Origin of the sequence: Stenotrophomonas maltophilia (assembly GCF_039555535.1) — a bacterium.
In the GTDB taxonomy this organism is placed as follows: domain Bacteria; phylum Pseudomonadota; class Gammaproteobacteria; order Xanthomonadales; family Xanthomonadaceae; genus Stenotrophomonas; species Stenotrophomonas maltophilia_Q.
In genome coordinates this window covers 2,903,022-2,922,740 of sequence record NZ_CP154630.1, presented here as the reverse complement: position 1 = coordinate 2,922,740, position 19,719 = coordinate 2,903,022, and the positions used below count along the sequence as shown (strand labels likewise).

Below are 19,719 nucleotides of genomic sequence, written 5' to 3'. Positions count from 1 at the left end.
ACCTGACTTATGGCTTCACCTTGGCGGGACAGAATTCTTGGCCTGATGCCGCGTTCGGCCATCGTCTGCCACGACCTGTTCATGGTCTGGGCATGCTGGCAGCTGCTCCATGCGGGGCGGTACTCGATCCTGCCCAACGCGCCCGCGCTGCCCCTCTGGAACGTCGATACCACGCTGGTGCTGCTGCTGCAGGGCCTGGTGTTCTGGCGCGTGGGCCTGTATCGCGGGCTGTGGCGTTTCGCCAGCGTCAGCGACCTGCTGAACATCTTCAAGGCCAGCTTCATCGGCCTGGTCGGCATCGTGCTGGTGCTGATGTGGAAGCGTTTCGACGGTGTGCCGATGTCGGTGCTGGTGATCTATCCGTTCGCGCTGTCGGCGCTGCTGGGCGCGCCGCGCCTGCTGTACCGTGCCTGGAAGGATTACCAGGCACTGCAGTCCGATTCGAGCGCACGCCGCGTGCTGATCCTGGGCGCCGGGCAGGCAGCCGAGACCCTGGTCCGCGATCTGCGCCGTTCCGGCAACTTCGAGCCGGTTGGCCTGCTGGACGACGCACCGCACCTGCGCGGCGCCAAGCTGCAGGGCCTGCCCATCCTGGGCAGCCTGGATGACGCACCGTCGGTGGTTCGCGAGACCGCGGCCAAGTTGCTGGTGATCGCGATGCCGTCGTTGGATGCCGCTGGCATGCAGCGGGTGGTCGCCATCTGCGAAAGCACCGGCGTGCCGTTCCGCACGGTGCCCAAGCTGAGCGACATCCTGCAGGGCCAGTCGCTGCCCGGCCAGCTGAAGGAAGTGGCGATCGAGGACCTGCTCGGCCGCAAGCCGATCACCCCGGACTGGAACCTGATCCGGGGTTGGTTGGGTGGGCGCACCGTGATGGTTACCGGTGCCGGTGGCTCGATCGGCTCGGAGCTGTGCCGCCAGTGCGCGCGCCACGGTGCCGGTCGCATCATCCTGCTGGAGATCAGCGAACTGCTGCTGCTGACCATTGAAGGTGAGCTGCGCCGCAGTTTCCCCGATATCGAGATCGAAGCGGTGCTGGGCGATTGTGGTGATCCCGCGGTGATCCGCCATGCGCTGTCGCTGCATCCGGTCGACACCGCGTTCCATGCGGCCGCTTACAAGCATGTGCCGGTGCTGGAACGGCAGCTGCGCGAAGCCGTGCGCAACAACATCCTGGCGACCGAGAACGTCGCCCGTGCCTGCCTGGAAGCCCGCGTCGAGCATTTCGTGTTCATCTCCACCGACAAGGCGGTGGACCCGGTCAATGCGCTGGGTGCCAGCAAGCGCTATGCCGAGATGATCTGTCAGAGCCTGGACCAGAAGTCCACGCATACCCGGTTCGTCACGGTGCGTTTCGGCAATGTGCTGGCCTCGGCCGGCAGCGTGGTGCCGCTGTTCCGGGAGCAGATCCTGCGTGGTGGGCCGGTCACGGTCACCGACCCGGAAGTCACCCGTTACTTCATGACCATCCCCGAGGCCTGCCAGTTGATTCTGCAGGCAGCGGCTTCGGCTTCGCACGGTGCGATCTACACGCTCGACATGGGCGAACCGGTGCCGATCCGGCTGCTGGCCGAGCAGATGATCCGTCTGGCGGGCAAGCAGCCGTACAAGGATGTGCAGATCATCTATACCGGCCTGCGTCCGGGCGAGAAGCTGCACGAGACGCTGTTCTATTCGGACGAGGACTACCGTGCCACCGCGCATCCGAAGGTTCTCGAGGCCGGTGTCCGCATGTTCTCGCGTGATCTGGTGCTGGGCAACGTCCCGCGCCTGCGGGAAGCAGTCGGCAGCTACGACACCGGAACCATCAAGGAAGTCCTGTTCGCGACGATGCCCGAGTTCTCGCCAATCGAACAGGATGCTTACATTTCATCCGCTAAAGTCGTGCCCTTTCCGGCACGCGAGGCCAACAGGCACCAATGAGCAAGCGAATTCGCAAAGCAGTTTTCCCCGTGGCGGGTCTGGGGACGCGTTTTTTGCCAGCAACCAAGACCGTACCGAAGGAGATGCTGCCGATCATTGATCGGCCGCTGATCCAGTACGCGGTGGATGAAGCAATCGAGGCGGGCTGTGACACGCTGGTGTTCATCACCAACCGTTACAAGCATGCAGTCGCCGACTATTTCGACAAGGCCTACGAGCTGGAGCAGAAGCTCGAGCGCGCTGGCAAGCAGGAGCAGCTGGAACTGATCCGTCACGTACTGCCCAATGGCGTGCGCGCGATCTTCGTGACCCAGGCCGAGGCGCTGGGCCTGGGCCATGCGGTGTTGTGTGCCAAGGCCGTGATCGGTGACGAACCGTTCGCGGTTCTGCTGCCCGACGACCTGATCTGGAATCGCGGCGACGGCGCGCTGAAGCAGATGGCCGACCTCAACGAGGCCAGTGGTGCCAGCGTGATCGCGGTCGAAGACGTGCCGCATGACAAGACCGCCAGCTACGGCATCGTCGCCACCGACGCATTCGACGGCCGCAAGGGTCGCATTTCGCAGATCGTGGAGAAGCCGAAGCCGGAGGACGCGCCGAGCGACCTGGCGGTGGTCGGCCGCTATGTGCTGAGCCCGAAGATCTTCGAGCTTCTGGAGCAGACCGGCAGCGGTGCCGGCGGCGAGATCCAGCTGACCGATGCGATCGCGCAGCTGCTGAAGACCGAAGAGGTCGATGCCTACCGATTCGAGGGCACTCGTTTCGACTGCGGTACGCACCTGGGGCTGGTGGAGGCGACGATCCGCTTCGCGCTGGACAACCCGAAGCTGGCAGGGCCGGCGCGGGAGAAGCTGACGGCGATGTTGGTGGAATAAGGTTTATCAAGCGCTCCGTGCAGCGCCTTCCTGCAAAGTGGGGGAGGCGCGGGCAGTCCGCTGCAGGACACGCCGTAAACCCATCCCTGGGGGCTCGATGGCGCCATCCATGGCGCCAACGGTCCTGCAGCGGACTGCCCGCGCCTCTCGACAGTTTCCTGCGGGCGCGGACGGGAAGGGCGGAATCAAGGGCAAGAGCAAAAGCAAAAAGGCAGCCGATGGCTGCCTTTTTTACTTGTTGGGGTCAGATCCCTTTGCGCAGCAAAGGGATCTGATCCCAGCTCTTGATCCTGCCTTTGCTCACCCCTCCGCCGCGCGGAATGATGGATGGCGCGGGTGGGTGAGGCTGCCCGGGACTGTCAGCGGCATGGATGCCGCTGCCAAGCCCCCAGGGACGGGTTCACGGCGTGTCCCGGGCAGCCTCACCCACCCGGGCCCTGCAAGCAGACCGACATCCCGCCGGCAACGCTTTGAACCTTACAGCGCCTCGAAAATACCCGCTGCGCCCATGCCGGTGCCGATGCACATCGTCACCATGCCGTACTTCTGCTGGCGACGACGCAGGCCGTGCAGCAGGGTGGCGGTACGGATCGCGCCGGTCGCGCCCAGCGGGTGGCCCAGGGCGATCGCGCCGCCCAGCGGGTTGACCTTGCTCGGGTCCAGCCCGCAATCGCGGATCACCGCCAGCGACTGCGCGGCGAAGGCTTCGTTCAATTCGATCCAGTCCAGCTGGTCCTGTGTCAGGCCGGCCTGCTTCAGCGCCTTCGGAATCGCGGCGATCGGGCCGATGCCCATCACTTCCGGGCGCACGCCGGCCACCGAGAAGCTGACGAAACGGGCCAGCGGGGTCAGGCCGTAATCCTTGATGGCCTGCTCCGACGCCAGCAGCACGGCACCGGCGCCATCGCTCATCTGCGAGGAGTTACCGGCGGTGACGGTGCCGCCGAACTGGCCGTTGCGGAACACCGGGCGCAACTTGGCCAGGCCTTCAGCGGACGAGTCCGGGCGCGGGCCTTCGTCGGTGTCGACGACCTTGTTGCGGGTGATGATGCGCTGGCCGTCGGCCAGGTCGGGCAGGTGCGAGACGATCTCGTACGGGCTGATCTCGTCCTTGAACTCGCCGTTCTGGATCGCGGCCATGGCCTTCTGGTGCGAGGCGAGGGCGAAGGCGTCCTGGTCCTCGCGCGAGACCTTCCACTCTTCGGCCACCTTCTCGGCGGTGATGCCCATGCCGTAGGCGATGGCGACGTGGTCATTGTCGAACACGCTCGGCGCCATCGCGATCTTGTTGCCCATCATCGGCACCATCGACATCGACTCGGTACCACCGGCCAGCATCAGGTCCGCGTTGCCCAGGCGGATCGCGTCGGCGGCCTGCGCCACGGCCTGCAGGCCGGAGGAGCAGAAGCGGTTCACGGTCTGCGCGGCGATGGTGTTCGGCAGGCCAGCCAGCAGCACGCCGATGCGCGCCACGTTCATGCCCTGCTCGGCTTCCGGCATGGCGCAGCCGATGATCGCGTCATCGATGCGGTTGACGTCCACGCCCGGGGCCTGGGCGACGACGCTGCGCAGCACGTGCGCAAGCATGTCGTCGGGGCGGGTGTTGCGGAACATGCCCTTGGGCGCCTTGCCAACCGGGGTACGGGTGGCGGCGACGATGTAGGCGTCCTGGATTTGCTTGGTCATTGCAGTGATCTCTCGAATAGGTTTTGTAGAGTCGAGCCATGCTCGACTGCCACATCAGGGAGTGCCCACCAAAGTGGGCACCCACCAAAAGCAGGGATGGCGATCAATTACGCAGCGGCTTGCCGGTCTTCAGCATGTGCGCGATGCGGGCCTGGGTCTTTTCCTGCTGGGCCAGTTCGACGAAGTGCTTGCGCTCCAGGGTCAGCAGCCACTCTTCGTCCACCAGGGTGCCGCGGTCGACCTTGCCGCCGCACAGCACGGTGGCGATGCGCTCGGCGATCTCGTAGTCGTACGGGCTGATGAAACGGCCTTCCAGCATGTTGACCAGCATCATCTTGAAGGTGGCGATGCCCACGTCACCGGCCACCTGGATGCGGCGCGCCGGCAGCGGCGGACGGTAGCCCGCTTCGGCCAGGGCGCGTGCTTCGGCCTTGGCGATATGCAGGGCCTCGTAGCTGTTGAACACCACCTTGTCGGTACTGCGCAGCAGGCCCAGTTCCTTGGCGTTGACCGCCGAGTTGGACACCTTGGCCATCGCCACGGTCTCGAAGGTCTTCTTCAGTTCAGCGAACACATCGCCGCCCGGGCCTGCGGCCTGCGAGGCGCGCACGGCCAGTTCCTTCAGACCGCCACCGGCCGGCAGCAGGCCGACACCGGCTTCGACCAGGCCGATGTAGCTTTCCAGGAAGGCCACGGTCTTGGCGCTGTGCATCTGGAACTCGCAGCCACCACCCAGGGCCAGGCCGCGCACGGCGGCCACCACCGGCACCAGCGAGTACTTGATGCGCTGGCTGGTGCGCTGGAAGTTGGCGACCATTTCTTCGAACTGGTCGACCTTGCCGGCCTGCAGCAGGCCCAGTGCACCGGCCAGGTCGGCACCGGCGGAGAAGGGTTCCTTCTGCTGCCAGATCACCAGGCCCTGGAAGTCCTTCTCGGCACGGCTGACGCATTCCTGCAGGCCATCAAGCACCTGGTCGGAGACGGTGTTCATCTTGGTCTTGAAGCTGGCCACGGCGATGCCATCGCCGTCGTGCCACATGCGCAGGCCGTCGTTCTCGAACACGGTCTCGCCCGGTGCGAACGTTTCGCCCAGCAGCGGATCCGGGAAGCGCTGGCGCTGGTACACCGGCAGCGACGAGCGCGGCAGCTTGGCGTTGCGCGACGGGCTGTAGCTGCCCTCGGCGGCGTGCACGCCGTCGCGGCCATCGAACACCCAGTCCGGCAGCGGGGCGTTGCTCATGCTCTTGCCGGCCACGATGTCATCGGCAATCCACTGCGCGACCTGCTTCCAGCCGGCGGCCTGCCAGGTTTCGAACGGGCCCAGCGACCAGCCGTAGCCCCAGCGGATGGCCAGGTCGACGTCGCGCGCGGTTTCGGCGATGTCGGCCAGGTGGTAGGCGCTGTAGTGGAACAGGTCACGGAAGGTCGCCCACAGGAACTGCGCCTGCGGGTGCTGGCTCTCGCGCAGCTTGGCGAACTTCTCGGCCGGGTTCTTGATCTTCAGGATCTCGACCACTTCCGGTGCGGCGGTGCGGTCGGCCGGACGGTAGTCCTGCTTCTCCAGGTCCAGCACCACGATGTCCTTGCCGACCTTGCGGAAGATGCCGGCGCCGGTCTTCTGGCCCAGCGCGCCCTTGGAAATCAGCGCGTCCAGCCACTTCGGCGACTTGAAGAATTCATGCCACGGGTCGTTCGGCAGGGTGTCGCCCATGGTCTTGATGACGTGGGCCATGGTGTCCAGGCCGACCACGTCGGAGGTGCGGTAGGTGGCCGACTTCGGGCGGCCGACCAGCGGGCCGGTCAGGCCGTCCACTTCGTCGAAGCCCAGGCCGAACTGCTGGGTGTGGTGGATGGTCGACAGGATCGAGAACACGCCGATGCGGTTGCCGATGAAGTTCGGGGTGTCCTTGGCGTACACCACGCCCTTGCCCAGGGTGGTGACCAGGAATGCTTCCAGGCCTTCCAGCACGGCGGCGTCGGTGGTGGTGGCCGGGATCAGCTCGGCCAGGTGCATGTAGCGCGGCGGGTTGAAGAAGTGCACGCCGCAGAAGCGGTGGCGCAGCTGCTCGGGCAGCACGTCGGCCAGCTTGTTGATGCCCAGGCCCGAGGTGTTGGACGCCAGCACCGCGTGGTCGGCCACGAACGGGGCGATCTTCTTGTACAGGTCCTGCTTCCAGTCCATGCGCTCGGCGATGGCCTCGATGATCAGGTCGCAGTCCTTCAGCTGCTCCAGCCCGGATTCGTAGTTGGCCGGGGTGATGGCTTCGGCCAGCGACTTGCTGGCCAGCGGCGCCGGGCTCAGCTTGCCCAGGTTGGCGATCGCCTTCAGCACGATGCCGTCGGCCGGGCCTTCCTTGGCGGGCAGGTCGAACAGCACGGTGTCGACGCCAGCGTTGGTGAGGTGGGCGGCAATCTGGGCACCCATGACGCCGGCACCCAGCACGGCGGCGCGGCGGACTAGCAGGGAATTGGACATGGTGTAGGGCCTTTGTTGGTCAGCAGTTACTGGGTGGAATCAAAGGGAAGCGGGCAGGGCGCTGGCGCGTGCGGCGGCGCGGAACCCGGCTTCGGCGAAATGGATCAGTTCGTGGGCGGCATGGGCACGGTGCGCCGCTTCGGTGACACCGGCGGGACGCTTGATCAGCCCGAAGTCGGCCATGGCATAGGTGAGCGAGCCGGCCAGGAAGTCGAGGCGCCAGTACAGCTCTTCCTTGCTCAGGCCGGGCACGCACTCGCCGATGGCCTTGCCGAACGCACGCAGCACGTGGCCGTAGTGGTCGGACAGGAACTTGCGCAGGTTGTCGTTCTTCTCGGCGTAGGCGCGGGCGATCACGCGCACGAAGGCGCCGCCGTTCTGGCGGTCCTGGGCCAGCGCCAGGGCGGGCTCGACGAAGGCGGCCAGCACCGGGCGCAGTTCGCCGGGGTGCTCGGCGCGGGCACGTTCCAGCTGCGACAGGCGGGCGCCGGTCATCTCGTCCATGCGGCGACGGAACACCTCGTTGACCAGGTTTTCCTTGGAGCCGAAGTGGTAATTGACCGCAGCGATGTTGACGTCGGCCTGGCTGGTGACCTGGCGCAGCGAGGTGCCGGCGAAGCCGTGCTGGGCGAACAGCTCCTCGGCGGCACCGAGGATCCGGTCCTTGGTCGAGAAGTGGGCGGGCTTGGCCATCAGTTGGCAGACCTTAATCAAACGATTGTTTGATACTAGAACCAGACGGTACCGTATGGCATTTTGCAGTGCAGCAAAAATGCGCAGGGTGGTCAGAATCCGCTCAGGTGGGTGAATGGGGTGAGGGGGCCTGGAAGGCTGTGCGGCTTCTGTAGAGCCGAGCCCATGCTCGGCTGCCTTTCTGGCCAAAAGCAGCCGAGCATGGGCCCGGCTCTACAGGGGGCGCTGGCCGCCCTCTACCACGGCAGCGCTTTATCTTTTACAATTCGCCTACGTTTATCAGGCTAAGCCCGCGTCCCGACGCGGGTTTTTTTCATGTTACCCTTCGGGCCATCAGCGGCCCGATTCCATTGGAGACATCCCATGGCGCTGGAGCGCACCCTTTCGATCATCAAGCCGGACGCCGTTGCCAAGAACGTCATCGGCGAAATCTACGCCCGCTTCGAGAAGGCCGGCCTGAAGGTCGTGGCCGCCAAGTACAAGCAGCTGTCGCGCCGTGAAGCCGAAGGCTTCTACGCCGTGCACCGCGAGCGTCCGTTCTTCAACGCGCTGGTCGAGTTCATGATCTCCGGCCCGGTGATGATCCAGGCCCTGGAAGGCGAGAACGCCGTCCTGGCCCACCGCGACCTGCTGGGCGCCACCAACCCGAAGGAAGCCGCCGCCGGTACCATCCGCGCCGACTTCGCCGAATCCATCGATGCCAACGCCGCCCACGGCTCGGACTCGGTAGAGAATGCCGCGATTGAAATCGCCTACTTCTTCGCCGCCACCGAAGTCGTTTCGCGCTGAGAGTAATGCCGTGAACGAGGTCGTACAGTCCCCCGCCATCCAGCCGCTGCCGAAGTCGGCACCCACGGCTGGCAAGCAGAACCTGCTCGACCTCGATCGCGCGGGCCTGGAGAAGTTTTTCGTCGAGGTTCTTGGCGAAAAGAAGTTCCGTGCCCATCAGGTGATGAAGTGGATCCACCATCGCTACGTCACCGACTTCGATGAAATGACCGACCTCGGCAAGGTCCTGCGCGCCAAGCTGCAGGCCCATGCCGAGGTGCTGGTTCCGAACATCGTGTTCGACAAGCCCTCCGCCGACGGCACCCACAAGTGGTTGCTGGCGATGGGCGTTGATGGCAAGAACGCCATCGAGACCGTGTACATCCCGGACAAGACCCGCGGCACGCTGTGCGTGTCCTCGCAGGTCGGTTGCGGCCTGAACTGCACGTTCTGCTCCACCGCCACCCAGGGCTTCAACCGCAACCTGACCACCGCCGAGATCATCGGCCAGGTGTGGGTTGCCGCACGCCACCTGGGCAACGTGCCGCACCAGATGCGCCGCCTCACCAACGTGGTGATGATGGGCATGGGCGAGCCGCTGATGAATTTCGACAACGTCGTGCGCGCCATGAGCGTGATGCGCGACGACCTGGGCTACGGCCTGGCCAACAAGCGCGTGACCCTGTCGACCTCCGGCCTGGTGCCGCAGATCGATCGCCTGTCTGCCGAAAGCGACGTGTCGCTGGCGGTGTCGCTGCATGCGCCGAACGACGCGCTGCGCGAGACCCTGGTGCCGCTCAACAAGAAGTACCCGATCGCCGAGCTGATGGCCTCGTGCGCACGCTACCTGCGCGCCAACAAGCGCCGCGAATCGGTCACCTTCGAATACACCCTGATGAAGGGCATCAACGACAAGCCCGAGCATGCCCGTGAGCTGGCCCGCCTGATGCGCCAGTTCGACAACGCGGTGCAGGCCAAGGATTCGGGCAAGGTCAACCTGATCCCGTTCAACCCGTTCCCGGGCACCCGCTACGAGCGTTCGGAAGAGGCGCACATCCGTGCCTTCCAGAAGATCCTGCTCGACAGCAACGTGCTGACCATGGTCCGCCGCACCCGTGGCGACGACATCGACGCCGCCTGTGGCCAGCTCAAGGGGCAAGTCATGGACCGTACCCGCCGCCAGGCGGAGTTCAACAAGACGCTGCAGGCGGGGAAGGGGAGCGATGCCGCGGCCTGACCGCCTCTGGCTGGTTCTGCTCGCAGGCACGCTGGCCCTCGCGGTCGGCGGCTGCAAATCCCATCCCAAGGCCAAGCTCGGCCCGAGCGAGGCGCCGGTCTACTCCGTCCGTGATCCGGATGGGGTGCGGCAGCAGGTGCGCTGGCAGGAATTGCTGACCCTGGCTGGTCGCGACATCCAGGGCGGTAATCTCGATGCCGCCGAGCGCAAGGCGCGCGAAGCCCAGAAGCTGGTGCCCACGGCCCCCGACGGCCTGGTCCTGCTTGCGGGCATCGACGAGCGTCGCGGTCGCAGCCAGCAGGCCGGCGAGAACTTCCGCAAGGCCGCCGAGCTGGCGCCGCAGCGCGGCGACGTGCTCAACAACTATGGTGCGTGGCTCTGCCAGCAGGGCCAGGCGGCCGAATCGCTGATCTGGTTCGATCGTGCTCAGCGGGCGCCGGGCAACCCCGCCGTAGCCGAAGCACAGGCCAATGCCGGCAGCTGTGCGCTGGATGCAGGCCAGTTCGAGCGTGCCGAGCGCGACCTGCGCGCGGCGCTGGCGACGCTGCCCGGCAACCCGGTCGCATTGGAGGCCATGGCCCAGCTCAGCTTCCGCCAGGGCCGCTACATGGAGGCCCGGGCCTTCGCCGAACGTAGGATTGCGGCTGCACCCGCAACGCGTTCCGTGTTACAACTTGCGTCTCAAATCGAAGCGCGGCTGGGGGATAGGGCGGCATCTGACCGCTATCTCCAGCGGATTCGACAGGAATTTCCGCAGGAAGCGGGCTCCTAACTCCAGGGTTGATGCATTGTGATTGATGACCAGACTGTGAGCGCTCTCGAGACTGCGGCCGGCTGCGGCACCCGCCTGCGCCAGGCCCGTGAAGCGGCCGGACTGACCCTTGAGGATGTCGGCTCGCGCCTGCGCATGCCGGTCCAGGTGGTCAAGTCGCTGGAAGAAGAGCAGTGGCAGAAGCTGGGCGCACCCGTCTTCGTGCGCGGCCAGCTGCGCAGCTACGCGCGCCTGCTTGATGTCGATGTGGGCCAGCTGCTCGAGCAGGCCCAGGTGGGTCCGGTGGTGCCGCCCACCCTGGTCAGCCATACCCATACCCCGCGTGCGCGCCGCATTGCCGAGAACCTCGGCCGGCGCGTGCTGTACGTCGGCATCACCGCCGTGCTGGCCGTGCCGGTGTGGTTCGCCACCCGCGGCCATTTCGATGGCAGCGCCACGCCGTCGCCGAACACCGCCTCGCTGGACGCGATCCCGGCCGCTGTGCCGGTGGCCCCGTCCGCTGCGGGTGTCGAGCCCTCGGCCCCGGTTGAAGTCGCAAGCGGCCCGGCCAGCAAGCCGGCCGCAACGCCGTATGTCGCTTCGCTGTCCCCGGTGCCGCGTCCGGCACCCACTGCGCCCGCGGCCGCCAATACGCTGGAGATGCAGTTCAGCGGCGACAGCTGGGTCGATATCGGTGGTCCGGACGGCGGCACCGTCGAGAAGGCACTGATCAAGTCCGGCGAGAGCCGCAGCTTCACGCCCGGCCAGGTGGCCCGGGTGACCCTGGGCAACGCTTCGGCGGTCCAGGTTCAGCAGAACGGCGCTATCGTCGATCTGACCCCCTACCAGCGAGCCAACGTGGCACGCTTTCAGGTATCCTCTGAAGGCTCCGTAGTCCCGGTTTCGCACTGAGGCGCGGTTTCACCACCTTCGATTAAACCCAATGGTCCCTCCCGATGGGCGGGGCGAGAGTACGCATGGCGATCGACGATCTGCTCGACGAGCACGAACAAAGTGAACGCGTCCGCAGCTGGCTGCGGAAGAATGGCGCCAGCATCCTCGGTGGCGTGGTCATCGCCATCGGTGCCATTGCCGGCTGGCAGTGGTACCAGAAGGATCAGGGCGGCAAGCTGGCCTCGGCCAATGTCGAGTACCAGAAGGCGCTCGTTGGCCTGCAGCAGAACAAGCTCGACGACGCCGCCAAGGCGGTCAAGGCGCTCGAAGCCGGCCCGTCCAGCATCTACGGCGACCTCGCGGCGCTGCAGCTGGCCAAGGCCCAGGTCGACGCCGGCAAGAACGAAGAAGCGCTGGCCACCCTGCGCGCCGTGAAGGTCGAAAGCGACCTGCAGCGCGTGGTCGACCAGCGTGTGGCCCGCCTGCTGGTGGCCACCGGCAAGAGCGACGAGGCAATCAAGCTGCTGGGCAGCGCCACCGACAGCAGCAGCCTGGAAATCCATGGCGATGCGCTGATGGCGCAGGGCAAGCGCGATGATGCCCGCGCACAGTACGAGAAGGCGCTGAAGTCGCTGGACGTGGCAGCGCCGCAGCGGCGCCTGCTGGAAACCAAGGTTATGGATGCCGGCGGCACGGTCGCCGCCCCTGCGGAGTCGGTTTGATGAGTCAGAAGGTCATGATCACCCGCGTCGCCACCGTGCTCCTGATGGGCATGGCCCTGACCGGCTGCAGCACCATGAAGGGCTGGTTCGCCGGCAAGGACGCGGCAGCGAAGAAGGCCCAGGAGCCGGCTGAGCTGGTCAAGTTCGAGCCGAGCGTGAAGGTCAACAAGGCCTGGTCGGTCAACCTCGGCAAGGGCGAGCGCCGCATCGGCGTGCGCCAGGGCCCGGCCGTGGCCAATGGCCATGTGTTCGCCGCGGCTATCACCGGTGGCGTGCACGCCATCGACCTGCAGACCGGCAAGAAGGTCTGGACCTGGGAGCCGCAGAAGGAAAAGAAGAAGCCGAAGCTGCGCCTGTCCGGCGGTCCGGGTGTTGGTGAGAACCTGGTCGTGATCGGCACGCTCGATGGCCAGGTCATCGCGCTGGACATCAATGACGGCAGCGAGAAGTGGCGCGCCCGTGTTCCGGGTGAGGTCATTGCCGCGCCGGCCGTGGCCCAGGGCCTGGTGTTCGTGCGCAGCAACGACGGCCGCGTCACCGCCTTCGATGCCGGCAACGGCACCCAGAAGTGGTTCAACCCGAGCGAGCTGCCGGCGCTGACCGTGCGCGGCAACGCCCCGGTGGTCACCGGTCCGGGCGTGCTGTTCATCGGCAAGGACGAAGGCGCGGTTGCCGCGCTGGCCATGCAGGATGGGCGTACCCTGTGGGAACAGAACCTTGGCAACGGCGAAGGCCGTACCGAGCTGGACCGCATGGCCGACGTCGACGGTGCTCCGGTGCTGGAGGGCAACACCCTCTTCGTGAGCAGCTTCAAGAACCAGACCATGGCCATCGAAGGTCCGACCGGTCGCCCGCTGTGGGCGCGTGACCATGGTGGTGCAGGTGGCGTGGCGGTGTCGTCGGGCAATGTGTTCGTCACCGACAACAAGGGTGGCGTGTTCGGCCTGGACAAGGCGACCGGCGCTGCCATGTGGTCGCAGACCGAGCTGGCGCGTCGTTCGCTGACCGGCCCGGCGCTGCACGGTGATTACGTGGTCGTTGGCGACTACAAGGGATACGTGCACTGGTTGAAGACCTCCGATGGTGCGATGGCGGCACGGGCGAAGAGCGGCGGTGACGCCCTGCTGGCCCAGCCGGTCGTCGTCGACGGGGTGCTGCTGGTGCAGAACGTGGATGGCAAGCTGACCGCCTTCCGGTTGGCAAATTAAAAATTGGAGTAATCGCGATGCTGCCTTTGGTCGCCCTGGTTGGACGGCCGAATGTCGGCAAGTCGACTATTTTCAATGCGCTTACGCGCACCCGTGACGCGCTGGTCCATGACCAGCCCGGCGTTACCCGTGACCGCAACTACGGCGTCTGCCGCCTCGACGAGGACAACCATTTCCTCGTCGTGGATACCGGCGGTATCGCCGGTGAGGACGAAGGCCTGGCCGGCGCCACCACGCGGCAGGCGCGGGCTGCCGCGGCCGAAGCCGATCTGATCCTGTTCGTCGTCGATGCCCGCGAGGGCACCTCGGCGCTGGACGACGAGATCCTGGCCTGGCTGCGCAAGCTGTCGCGCCCGACGCTGCTGCTGATCAACAAGATCGACGGCACCGACGAGGACAGCGTGCGTTCGGAGTTCGCCCGCTACGGCTTCGGCGAAATGCTGACCGTCTCGGCCGCGCACCGCCAGGGCCTGGACGACCTGCTGGACGAGGTGATCCAGCGCCTGCCCGAAGAAGGCAGCGGCGAAGAGCTGGACAACGATCCGAACCGTATCCGCATCGCCTTCGTCGGCCGTCCGAACGTGGGCAAGTCGACGCTGGTCAACCGCATCCTCGGCGAGGAGCGCATGATCGCCTCCGACGTGCCGGGTACCACCCGCGACTCGATCGCGGTGGACCTGGAGCGCGATGGCCGCGAATACCGCCTGATCGATACCGCCGGCCTGCGCCGCCGTTCGCGCGTGGACGAGGTCGTCGAGAAGTTCTCGGTGGTCAAGACCATGCAGTCGATCGAGCAGTGCCAGGTGGCCGTGCTGATGCTGGATGCCACCGAAGGCGTGACCGACCAGGACGCCACTGTGCTCGGTGCGGTGCTCGACGCCGGCCGTGCGCTGGTGATCGCCATCAACAAGTGGGATGGCCTGACCGAGTACCAGCGCGAGCAGGCCGAGACCATGCTGTCGCTGAAGCTGGGCTTCGTGCCGTGGGCCGAATCGGTGCGCATCTCGGCCAAGCACGGCTCGGGCCTGCGCGAGCTGTTCCGCGCCGTGCACCGCGCGCACGAATCGGCGAACAAGACCTTCACCACCAGCGAAGTGAACAAGGCGCTGGAAGTGGCCTACGAGACCAACCCGCCGCCGACCATCCGCGGCCACGTCTCCAAGTTGCGTTACGTGCACCCGGCCGGTGCGAATCCGCCGACCTTCATCGTGCACGGCACGCGCCTGAAGGAACTGCAGGAGTCGTACAAGCGCTATCTGGAGAACTTCTTCCGCAAGCGCTTCAAGCTGATCGGCACGCCGGTGAGCTTCATCTTCCGCGAGGGTACCAACCCGTACGAGGGCAAGAAGAACGTCCTCACCGAGCGGCAGGTCAAGGCCAAGCGGCGCTTGATGAAGCACGTCAAGGGCAAGTGACGCAGAAAAAGGCGGCCGCAGGGCCGCCTTTTTCGTTGCCGGGGGTAACCCTGTAGAGCCGAGCCCATGCTCGGCTGCTGTTCGCGTAGTGCCACCGCCGCGCTGCTCGCGTCAGCCGAGCGCGGGCTCGGCTCTACAGGCGCTGGCCGAGGCGGGCTGGCATGACGTGGGCGATAATGCGGCCATGAGCATCCAAGAGCTTTCCCCCACGCAGGCGCGTGAACGCCTGGCCCATGGCGCCGTGCTGATCGATGTGCGCGAGGCGCACGAGCGTGCCGGTGGCATGGCCGAAGGCGCACGCGGCGTGGCCAAGGGCGAGCTGCAGGCCGATCCGGCCGCGCATCTGCCGCGTCACGACCAGGAAATCCTGCTGATCTGCCAGAGCGGCAAGCGCTCGGCCGATGCCGCGCAGTTCCTGCTGGAGGCGGGCTACACCAACGTCGCTTCCGTGACGGGCGGCACCGTGGCCTGGCGCGAGCAGTCGCTGCCGCTGGTGCAGCCGCTGGCCAGCGCCGCCGACCGCGATTTCTTTGACCGCTATTCGCGCCATTTGCTGTTGCCGCAGGTGGGTGAAGCCGGGCAACGCAGGCTGCAGCAGTCGCGCGTGCTGGTGCTGGGTGCGGGCGGACTGGGCGCACCGGCCGGCTTCTATCTGGCCGCGGCCGGGGTGGGGCACCTGCGTTTCGCCGACCACGACCGCGTCGAGCGCAGCAACCTGCACCGGCAGATCGTGCATACCGAAGCCAGTGTCGGCCAGCTCAAGGTCGATTCCGCGCGCGAGCGGTTGCTGGCGCTGAACCCGTCCATCGACGTCGAAGCGGTGCCCGAGCGGGTCACCTCCGACAACGTGGATGCGCTGCTGGAGGGCGTGGACGTGGTGCTGGACGGCTCGGACAACTTCCCGCTGCGCTACCTGCTCAACGACGCCTGCATCAAGCACGCAAAACCGCTGGTGTATGCCGCCATCGAGCGCTTCGACGGCCAGGTCAGCGTGTTTGATGCAGGCCGCCAGCGTGGCGTGGCGCCGTGCTACCGCTGCCTGTTCCCCGAGCCGCCGCCGCCGGAGTTCGCGCCGAACTGTTCCGAGGCCGGGGTGCTGGGGGTGCTGCCTGGGTTGGCGGGCGTGCTGCAGGCCACCGAAGTGCTGAAGCTGTTGCTGGGCATCGGCGAGCCGCTGGTGGGGCGCCTGCTGCGTTTCGATGCGCTGGGCATGCGCTTCCGCGAGACCGGCATCCGGCCGGACCCGCACTGCCCGGTGTGCGCGCCGGGCGTGCCGTTCCCGGGGTATATCGATTACGCCGCGTTCTGCCGGGGCGGGTGAGGCTGGCCGGGGAGTCATCCACGCATGGCGTGGATCTACCGGGGCGCGGCGGCTGTGCGTCATCCACGCATGGCGTGGATCTACCGGGGCGCGGCGGCTGTGCGTCATCCACGCATGGCGTAGATCTACTGTAGAGCCGAGCCCATGCTCGGCTGCTTCTGGCCTCGGCACGAAGAGCAGCCGAGCATGGGCTCGGCTCTACAGCGACTTGCAACGATTTCGGGATGATGTCGGGGGTCGCTGTCGGCATCGTTCCACCTCCAAGACAATCCGGCGCAACATGCGTGCTATTGCCGTCATCGGCATTGCTCTATTGTTGAACCCGATTCTGGATCTTGGGGAAAACACCGCATGGCGGTAGAAGCAGCGACCAGCGAGCTGGTCAAGGTCGTGGCCCTGTTGGGCGCGGCGGTGGTGATGGTGCCCCTGTTCCGCCGGGCCGGCCTGGGCTCGGTACTGGGCTACTTTGCTGCTGGCCTGGCGATCGGACCGTTCGGGCTGGGCTGGTTCTCCGACCCGCAGGCGATCCTGCATACCGCCGAACTCGGCGTGGTGATGTTCCTGTTCGTGATCGGCCTGGAAATGCGGCCCTCGCACCTGTGGAGCCTGCGCAAGGAAATCTTCGGGCTGGGTACGCTGCAGATCGTCACCTGTGCGCTGATACTGACCAGCATCGCCAAGCTGTTCGGGCTGCCGTGGCAGGTGGCCTTCATCGGCGCCACCGGTTTCGTGCTCACCTCCACCGCAGTGGTGATGCAGTTGCTGGCCGAGCGCGGTGACATCGCGCTGCCGTCGGGGCAGAAGATCGTTTCGATCCTGCTGTTCGAAGACCTGCTGATCGTGCCGTTGCTGGCGCTGGTGGCCTGGATGGGCCCGAGCGCGGGCAGTGCCGATGGCGAAGGCTCACGCTGGCTGTCGGTGGCGATCGGCGTGGGCGCCATTGTTGGCCTGGTGCTGGTCGGCCGCTTCCTGCTCAACCCGCTGTTCCGCGTGCTGGCCGAATCGAAGGCGCGCGAGGTGATGACCGCCGCCGCGCTGCTGGTGGTGCTGGGTGCGGCGCTGCTGATGCAGCTGTCCGGCCTGTCGATGGCGATGGGTGCGTTCCTGGCCGGCGTGCTGCTCAGCGAATCGACCTTCCGCCACCAGATCGAGGCGGACATCGAGCCGTTCCGCGGCATCCTGCTGGGCCTGTTCTTCCTCAGCGTGGGCATGGCGCTGGACCTGGGCGTGGTGGCGGGCAACTGGCAGCTGATCCTCGGCCTGGTGCTGGCGTTGATGGCGGCCAAGGCGCTGTGCATCTACGTGGTCGCGCGCATCATGGGCAGCGACCACGCACAGGCGCTGGACCGTGGCGTGCTGATGGCACAGGGCGGCGAGTTCGCCTTCGTGCTGTTCTCCGCCGCGGCATCGGCCGGCGTGATCAACATGGAGATCAATGCCAACTTCACCGCCGTGGTGGTGCTGTCGATGGCGCTGACCCCGCTGGTGGTGCTGCTCTACAAGCGCATCGCACCGAAGCCGACGGTGAACATGGACGGCGTGGACGAAGCCGATGGCCTGTCCGGCAGCGTGCTGCTGATCGGCTTTGGCCGCTTCGGCCAGGTCGCCAGCCAGTCGCTGCTGGCGCGCGACGTGGACGTGACCATCATCGACAACGATGTGGAGATGATCCAGAGCGCAGCGCGGTTCGGTTTCAAGATCTATTACGGCGATGGCACGCGGTTGGATGTGCTGCATGCTTCGGGTGCGGCCACCGCGCGGGCGATCGCGGTGTGCGTGGACAAGGCCGAGGCCGCTGACCGCATCGTTGAACTGGTGTCGCACGAGTTCCCGCAGGCCAAGCTGATGGTGCGCTCGTTCGACCGCGAGCATTCGCTGCGGCTGATCCATGCCGGTGTCGATTTCCAGATCCGCGAGACGTTCGAGTCGGCGGTGCTGTTCGGCCAGGCCGCGCTGGTGGAGCTGGGCGCGGATGAGGATGATGCGGTGGAGATTGCCGAGCAGATCCGTCGCCGCGATGCCGAGCGTTTTGAGCTGGAGATTGCCGGTGGTGGTTTGAATGCAGGTGCGCGGATGATCTACGGCAACAGTCCGCAGGGCGTACCGACGCCGACGCCGTTCACCGCGCCGAAGCGGGCAAGCAAGACGTTGAACCCGCAGGACGTGCCGGAAGAGGAAGAGTAGAGCCGAGCCCGTGCTCGGCTTGCTCTTCGGTCAGGTTGCGGTAAAGCCGCGCTATGCGCGTGAGCCGAGCGTAGGCTCGGCTCTACAAGGGCGGGCCGGTCGGCTGTAGAGCCGAGCCCGTGCTCGGCTGCTCTTCGGTCAGGTTGCGATAAAGCCGCGCTGCGCGTGAGCCGAGCGTAGGCTCGGCTCTACAAGGGCGGGCCGGTCGGCTGTAGAGCCGAGCCCGTGCTCGGCTGCTCTTCGGTCAGGTTGCGAAAATGCCGCGCTGCGCGCTTGAGCCGAGCGTAGGCTCGGCTCTACAAGAGTGGGGCGGACGGTTGTAGAGCCGAGCCCATGCTCGGCTGCTCTTCGGTCAGGTTGCCCGAGCGTAGGCTCGGCTCTACAAGAGTGGGGCGGACGGTTGTAGAGCCGAGCCCATGCTCGGCTGCTCTTCGGTCAGGTTGCGAAAAAGCCGCGCTGCGCGCGTGAGCCGAGCGTAGGCTCGGCTCTACAAGAGTGGGCCGGTCGGCTGTAGAGCCGAGCCCATGCTCGGCTTGCTCTTCGGTCAGGTTGCGATAGAGCCGCGCTATGCGCGTGAGCCGAGCGTAGGCTCGGCTCTACAGGGGCGGGTCGGCCGGCGTCGTGGCGGTGGGCGAGGGGGCCTGAATCGGGGACAATAGCGTCCCCGCCGCCCCACGCCTGCCCCCGATGACCGATTCCGCCCCCCAGCATCCTGCCCGCATCCTTGATGGCCGCCGTATCGCCGAGGACCTGCTCGACAGCCTGAAGGTGCGCGTCGACGCCCGCGTGGCCGCCGGTGGCAGCCGTCCGGGCCTGGCCGTGGTGCTGGTCGGTGGTGACCCGGCCTCGACCGTGTACGTGCGCAACAAGCGCCGTGCCGCCGAGAAGGTCGGCATCGAAGCACACGACTACGACCTGCCGGCCGGTACCACCGAGGCCGAGCTGCTCGACCTGATCGACCAGCTCAACGCCGATCCGAAGATCAACGGCATCCTGATCCAGCTGCCGCTGCCGGGCATTCCGGACGCGCGCCGGCTGATCCAGCGCATCGACCCGCGCAAGGACGTGGACGGTTTCCACCCGGAAAACGTCGGCCACCTGGCCCTGCGCGAGTTCGGCCTGCGCCCGTGCACCCCGCGCGGCATCACTACGCTGCTGGGCCACACTGACCAGCCGGTGCGCGGCCGCAACGCCACCATCGTGGGCGTGAGCAACCACGTTGGCCGGCCGATGGGCCTGGAGCTGCTGATTGCCGGCTGCACCGTCACCAGCTGCCACAAGTTCACCCCCAAGGACGTGCTGGAACAGGCCGTGCGCAACGCCGACATCCTGGTGGTGGCGGTCGGCCGCCCGGGCATCGTGCCGGGCGAGTGGGTGAAGCCGGGCGCGGTGGTGATCGACGTGGGCATCAACCGCTTGGATGACGGCCGTCTGGTGGGTGACGTTGGGTTTGAGGCCGCTGCGCAGCGGGCGAGCTGGATCACCCCGGTGCCGGGTGGCGTGGGCCCGATGACCGTGGCCACGCTGATGCAGAACACCCTGGAAGCGGCGGAAGCGCTGAGCTGA

15 protein-coding genes are annotated in these 19,719 nt (G+C 66.5%); 12 read left to right on the top strand and 3 right to left on the bottom strand.

Going from position 1 to position 19,719, the window contains the following annotated elements:
* Window positions 1-9 precede the first annotated feature (9 nt).
* Both AASM09_RS13450 and galU read left to right on the top strand, forming a co-directional pair.
* The gene (locus AASM09_RS13450) at window positions 10-1,923 is read left to right on the top strand and encodes a polysaccharide biosynthesis protein (protein ID WP_049428017.1); all 1,914 of its coding nucleotides are present in this window, start codon (window positions 10-12) and stop codon (window positions 1,921-1,923) included.
* On the top strand, window positions 1,920-2,798 hold the full coding sequence (gene galU, locus AASM09_RS13445) for a UTP--glucose-1-phosphate uridylyltransferase GalU (RefSeq protein ID WP_049428015.1): 879 nt from the start codon (window positions 1,920-1,922) through the stop codon (window positions 2,796-2,798). Before AASM09_RS13450 ends, galU begins: the two co-directional genes overlap by 4 nt.
* A gap of 477 nt (window positions 2,799-3,275) precedes the next feature.
* Here the strand turns inward: galU and AASM09_RS13440 are convergent, their stop codons facing one another.
* The 3 genes from AASM09_RS13440 to AASM09_RS13430 all read right to left on the bottom strand — a co-directional run bounded on the left by AASM09_RS13440 (window position 3,276) and on the right by AASM09_RS13430 (window position 7,653).
* Window positions 3,276-4,484, bottom strand: coding sequence for an acetyl-CoA C-acyltransferase (locus AASM09_RS13440; RefSeq protein ID WP_100443607.1), 1,209 nt, complete (start codon window positions 4,482-4,484; stop codon window positions 3,276-3,278).
* 103 nt (window positions 4,485-4,587) lie between these two features.
* Window positions 4,588-6,960 carry a 3-hydroxyacyl-CoA dehydrogenase/enoyl-CoA hydratase family protein gene (locus AASM09_RS13435; RefSeq protein ID WP_343368472.1) on the bottom strand — a complete coding sequence of 791 codons (2,373 nt, stop codon included), beginning with the start codon at window positions 6,958-6,960 and terminating at the stop codon, window positions 4,588-4,590.
* 39 nt (window positions 6,961-6,999) lie between these two features.
* A complete protein-coding gene (locus AASM09_RS13430) occupies window positions 7,000-7,653 on the bottom strand; it encodes a TetR/AcrR family transcriptional regulator (RefSeq protein WP_049427155.1) in 654 nt (217 codons plus the stop codon).
* Window positions 7,654-8,016: 363 nt separating this feature from the next.
* Here AASM09_RS13430 and ndk point away from each other — a divergent pair, with 363 nt between their 5' ends.
* The 10 genes from ndk (at window position 8,017) to folD (ending at window position 19,719) form a co-directional block, all read left to right on the top strand.
* Window positions 8,017-8,442, top strand: a complete 426-nt coding sequence (gene ndk, locus AASM09_RS13425) for a nucleoside-diphosphate kinase (RefSeq protein ID WP_008265389.1) — start codon at window positions 8,017-8,019, stop codon at window positions 8,440-8,442.
* A 10-nt stretch (window positions 8,443-8,452) separates the two neighbouring features.
* Window positions 8,453-9,658 carry a 23S rRNA (adenine(2503)-C(2))-methyltransferase RlmN gene (gene rlmN / locus AASM09_RS13420; RefSeq protein ID WP_005409296.1) on the top strand — a complete coding sequence of 402 codons (1,206 nt, stop codon included), beginning with the start codon at window positions 8,453-8,455 and terminating at the stop codon, window positions 9,656-9,658.
* Window positions 9,645-10,430: a tetratricopeptide repeat protein gene (locus tag AASM09_RS13415; RefSeq protein WP_049427441.1), complete on the top strand. Its 786-nt coding sequence runs from the start codon at window positions 9,645-9,647 to the stop codon at window positions 10,428-10,430. The genes rlmN and AASM09_RS13415 overlap by 14 nt, the downstream gene beginning before the upstream one ends.
* 18 nt (window positions 10,431-10,448) lie before the next feature.
* Window positions 10,449-11,321 carry a RodZ domain-containing protein gene (locus AASM09_RS13410; RefSeq protein WP_049427443.1) on the top strand — a complete coding sequence of 291 codons (873 nt, stop codon included), beginning with the start codon at window positions 10,449-10,451 and terminating at the stop codon, window positions 11,319-11,321.
* Between the two features lie 65 nt (window positions 11,322-11,386).
* A complete protein-coding gene (locus AASM09_RS13405; protein WP_033834897.1) occupies window positions 11,387-12,025 on the top strand; it encodes a YfgM family protein in 639 nt (212 codons plus the stop codon).
* Window positions 12,025-13,233, top strand: coding sequence for an outer membrane protein assembly factor BamB (bamB, locus tag AASM09_RS13400; RefSeq protein WP_005409300.1), 1,209 nt, complete (start codon window positions 12,025-12,027; stop codon window positions 13,231-13,233). The genes AASM09_RS13405 and bamB overlap by 1 nt, the downstream gene beginning before the upstream one ends.
* A gap of 17 nt (window positions 13,234-13,250) precedes the next feature.
* Window positions 13,251-14,648 (top strand): ribosome biogenesis GTPase Der, encoded by a 1,398-nt coding sequence (gene der, locus AASM09_RS13395; protein ID WP_012479950.1) that lies wholly within the window; start codon window positions 13,251-13,253, stop codon window positions 14,646-14,648.
* Window positions 14,649-14,832: 184 nt separating this feature from the next.
* Window positions 14,833-15,969, top strand: coding sequence for a molybdopterin-synthase adenylyltransferase MoeB (gene moeB / locus AASM09_RS13390; RefSeq protein ID WP_049427444.1), 1,137 nt, complete (start codon window positions 14,833-14,835; stop codon window positions 15,967-15,969).
* A gap of 351 nt (window positions 15,970-16,320) precedes the next feature.
* Complete coding sequence (locus AASM09_RS13385; protein WP_100443605.1) at window positions 16,321-18,153, top strand: monovalent cation:proton antiporter-2 (CPA2) family protein; 1,833 nt, start codon at window positions 16,321-16,323, stop codon at window positions 18,151-18,153.
* Window positions 18,154-18,840: 687 nt separating this feature from the next.
* Complete coding sequence (gene folD, locus AASM09_RS13380; protein WP_049402332.1) at window positions 18,841-19,719, top strand: bifunctional methylenetetrahydrofolate dehydrogenase/methenyltetrahydrofolate cyclohydrolase FolD; 879 nt, start codon at window positions 18,841-18,843, stop codon at window positions 19,717-19,719.

What these genes read in the sequence shown, in the direction of transcription:
- AASM09_RS13450 (WP_049428017.1), top strand. Translation starts at nt 10, where the DNA reads ATGGCTTCACCTTGGCGGGACAGAATTCTTGGCCTGATGCCGCGTTCG.
- galU (WP_049428015.1), top strand. Translation starts at nt 1,920, where the DNA reads ATGAGCAAGCGAATTCGCAAAGCAGTTTTCCCCGTGGCGGGTCTGGGG.
- AASM09_RS13440 (WP_100443607.1), bottom strand. Translation starts at nt 4,484, where the DNA reads ATGACCAAGCAAATCCAGGACGCCTACATCGTCGCCGCCACCCGTACC.
- AASM09_RS13435 (WP_343368472.1), bottom strand. Translation starts at nt 6,960, where the DNA reads ATGTCCAATTCCCTGCTAGTCCGCCGCGCCGCCGTGCTGGGTGCCGGC.
- AASM09_RS13430 (WP_049427155.1), bottom strand. Translation starts at nt 7,653, where the DNA reads ATGGCCAAGCCCGCCCACTTCTCGACCAAGGACCGGATCCTCGGTGCC.
- ndk (WP_008265389.1), top strand. Translation starts at nt 8,017, where the DNA reads ATGGCGCTGGAGCGCACCCTTTCGATCATCAAGCCGGACGCCGTTGCC.
- AASM09_RS13415 (WP_049427441.1), top strand. Translation starts at nt 9,645, where the DNA reads ATGCCGCGGCCTGACCGCCTCTGGCTGGTTCTGCTCGCAGGCACGCTG.
- AASM09_RS13405 (WP_033834897.1), top strand. Translation starts at nt 11,387, where the DNA reads ATGGCGATCGACGATCTGCTCGACGAGCACGAACAAAGTGAACGCGTC.
- bamB (WP_005409300.1), top strand. Translation starts at nt 12,025, where the DNA reads ATGAGTCAGAAGGTCATGATCACCCGCGTCGCCACCGTGCTCCTGATG.
- der (WP_012479950.1), top strand. Translation starts at nt 13,251, where the DNA reads ATGCTGCCTTTGGTCGCCCTGGTTGGACGGCCGAATGTCGGCAAGTCG.
- moeB (WP_049427444.1), top strand. Translation starts at nt 14,833, where the DNA reads ATGAGCATCCAAGAGCTTTCCCCCACGCAGGCGCGTGAACGCCTGGCC.
- AASM09_RS13385 (WP_100443605.1), top strand. Translation starts at nt 16,321, where the DNA reads ATGGCGGTAGAAGCAGCGACCAGCGAGCTGGTCAAGGTCGTGGCCCTG.
- folD (WP_049402332.1), top strand. Translation starts at nt 18,841, where the DNA reads ATGACCGATTCCGCCCCCCAGCATCCTGCCCGCATCCTTGATGGCCGC.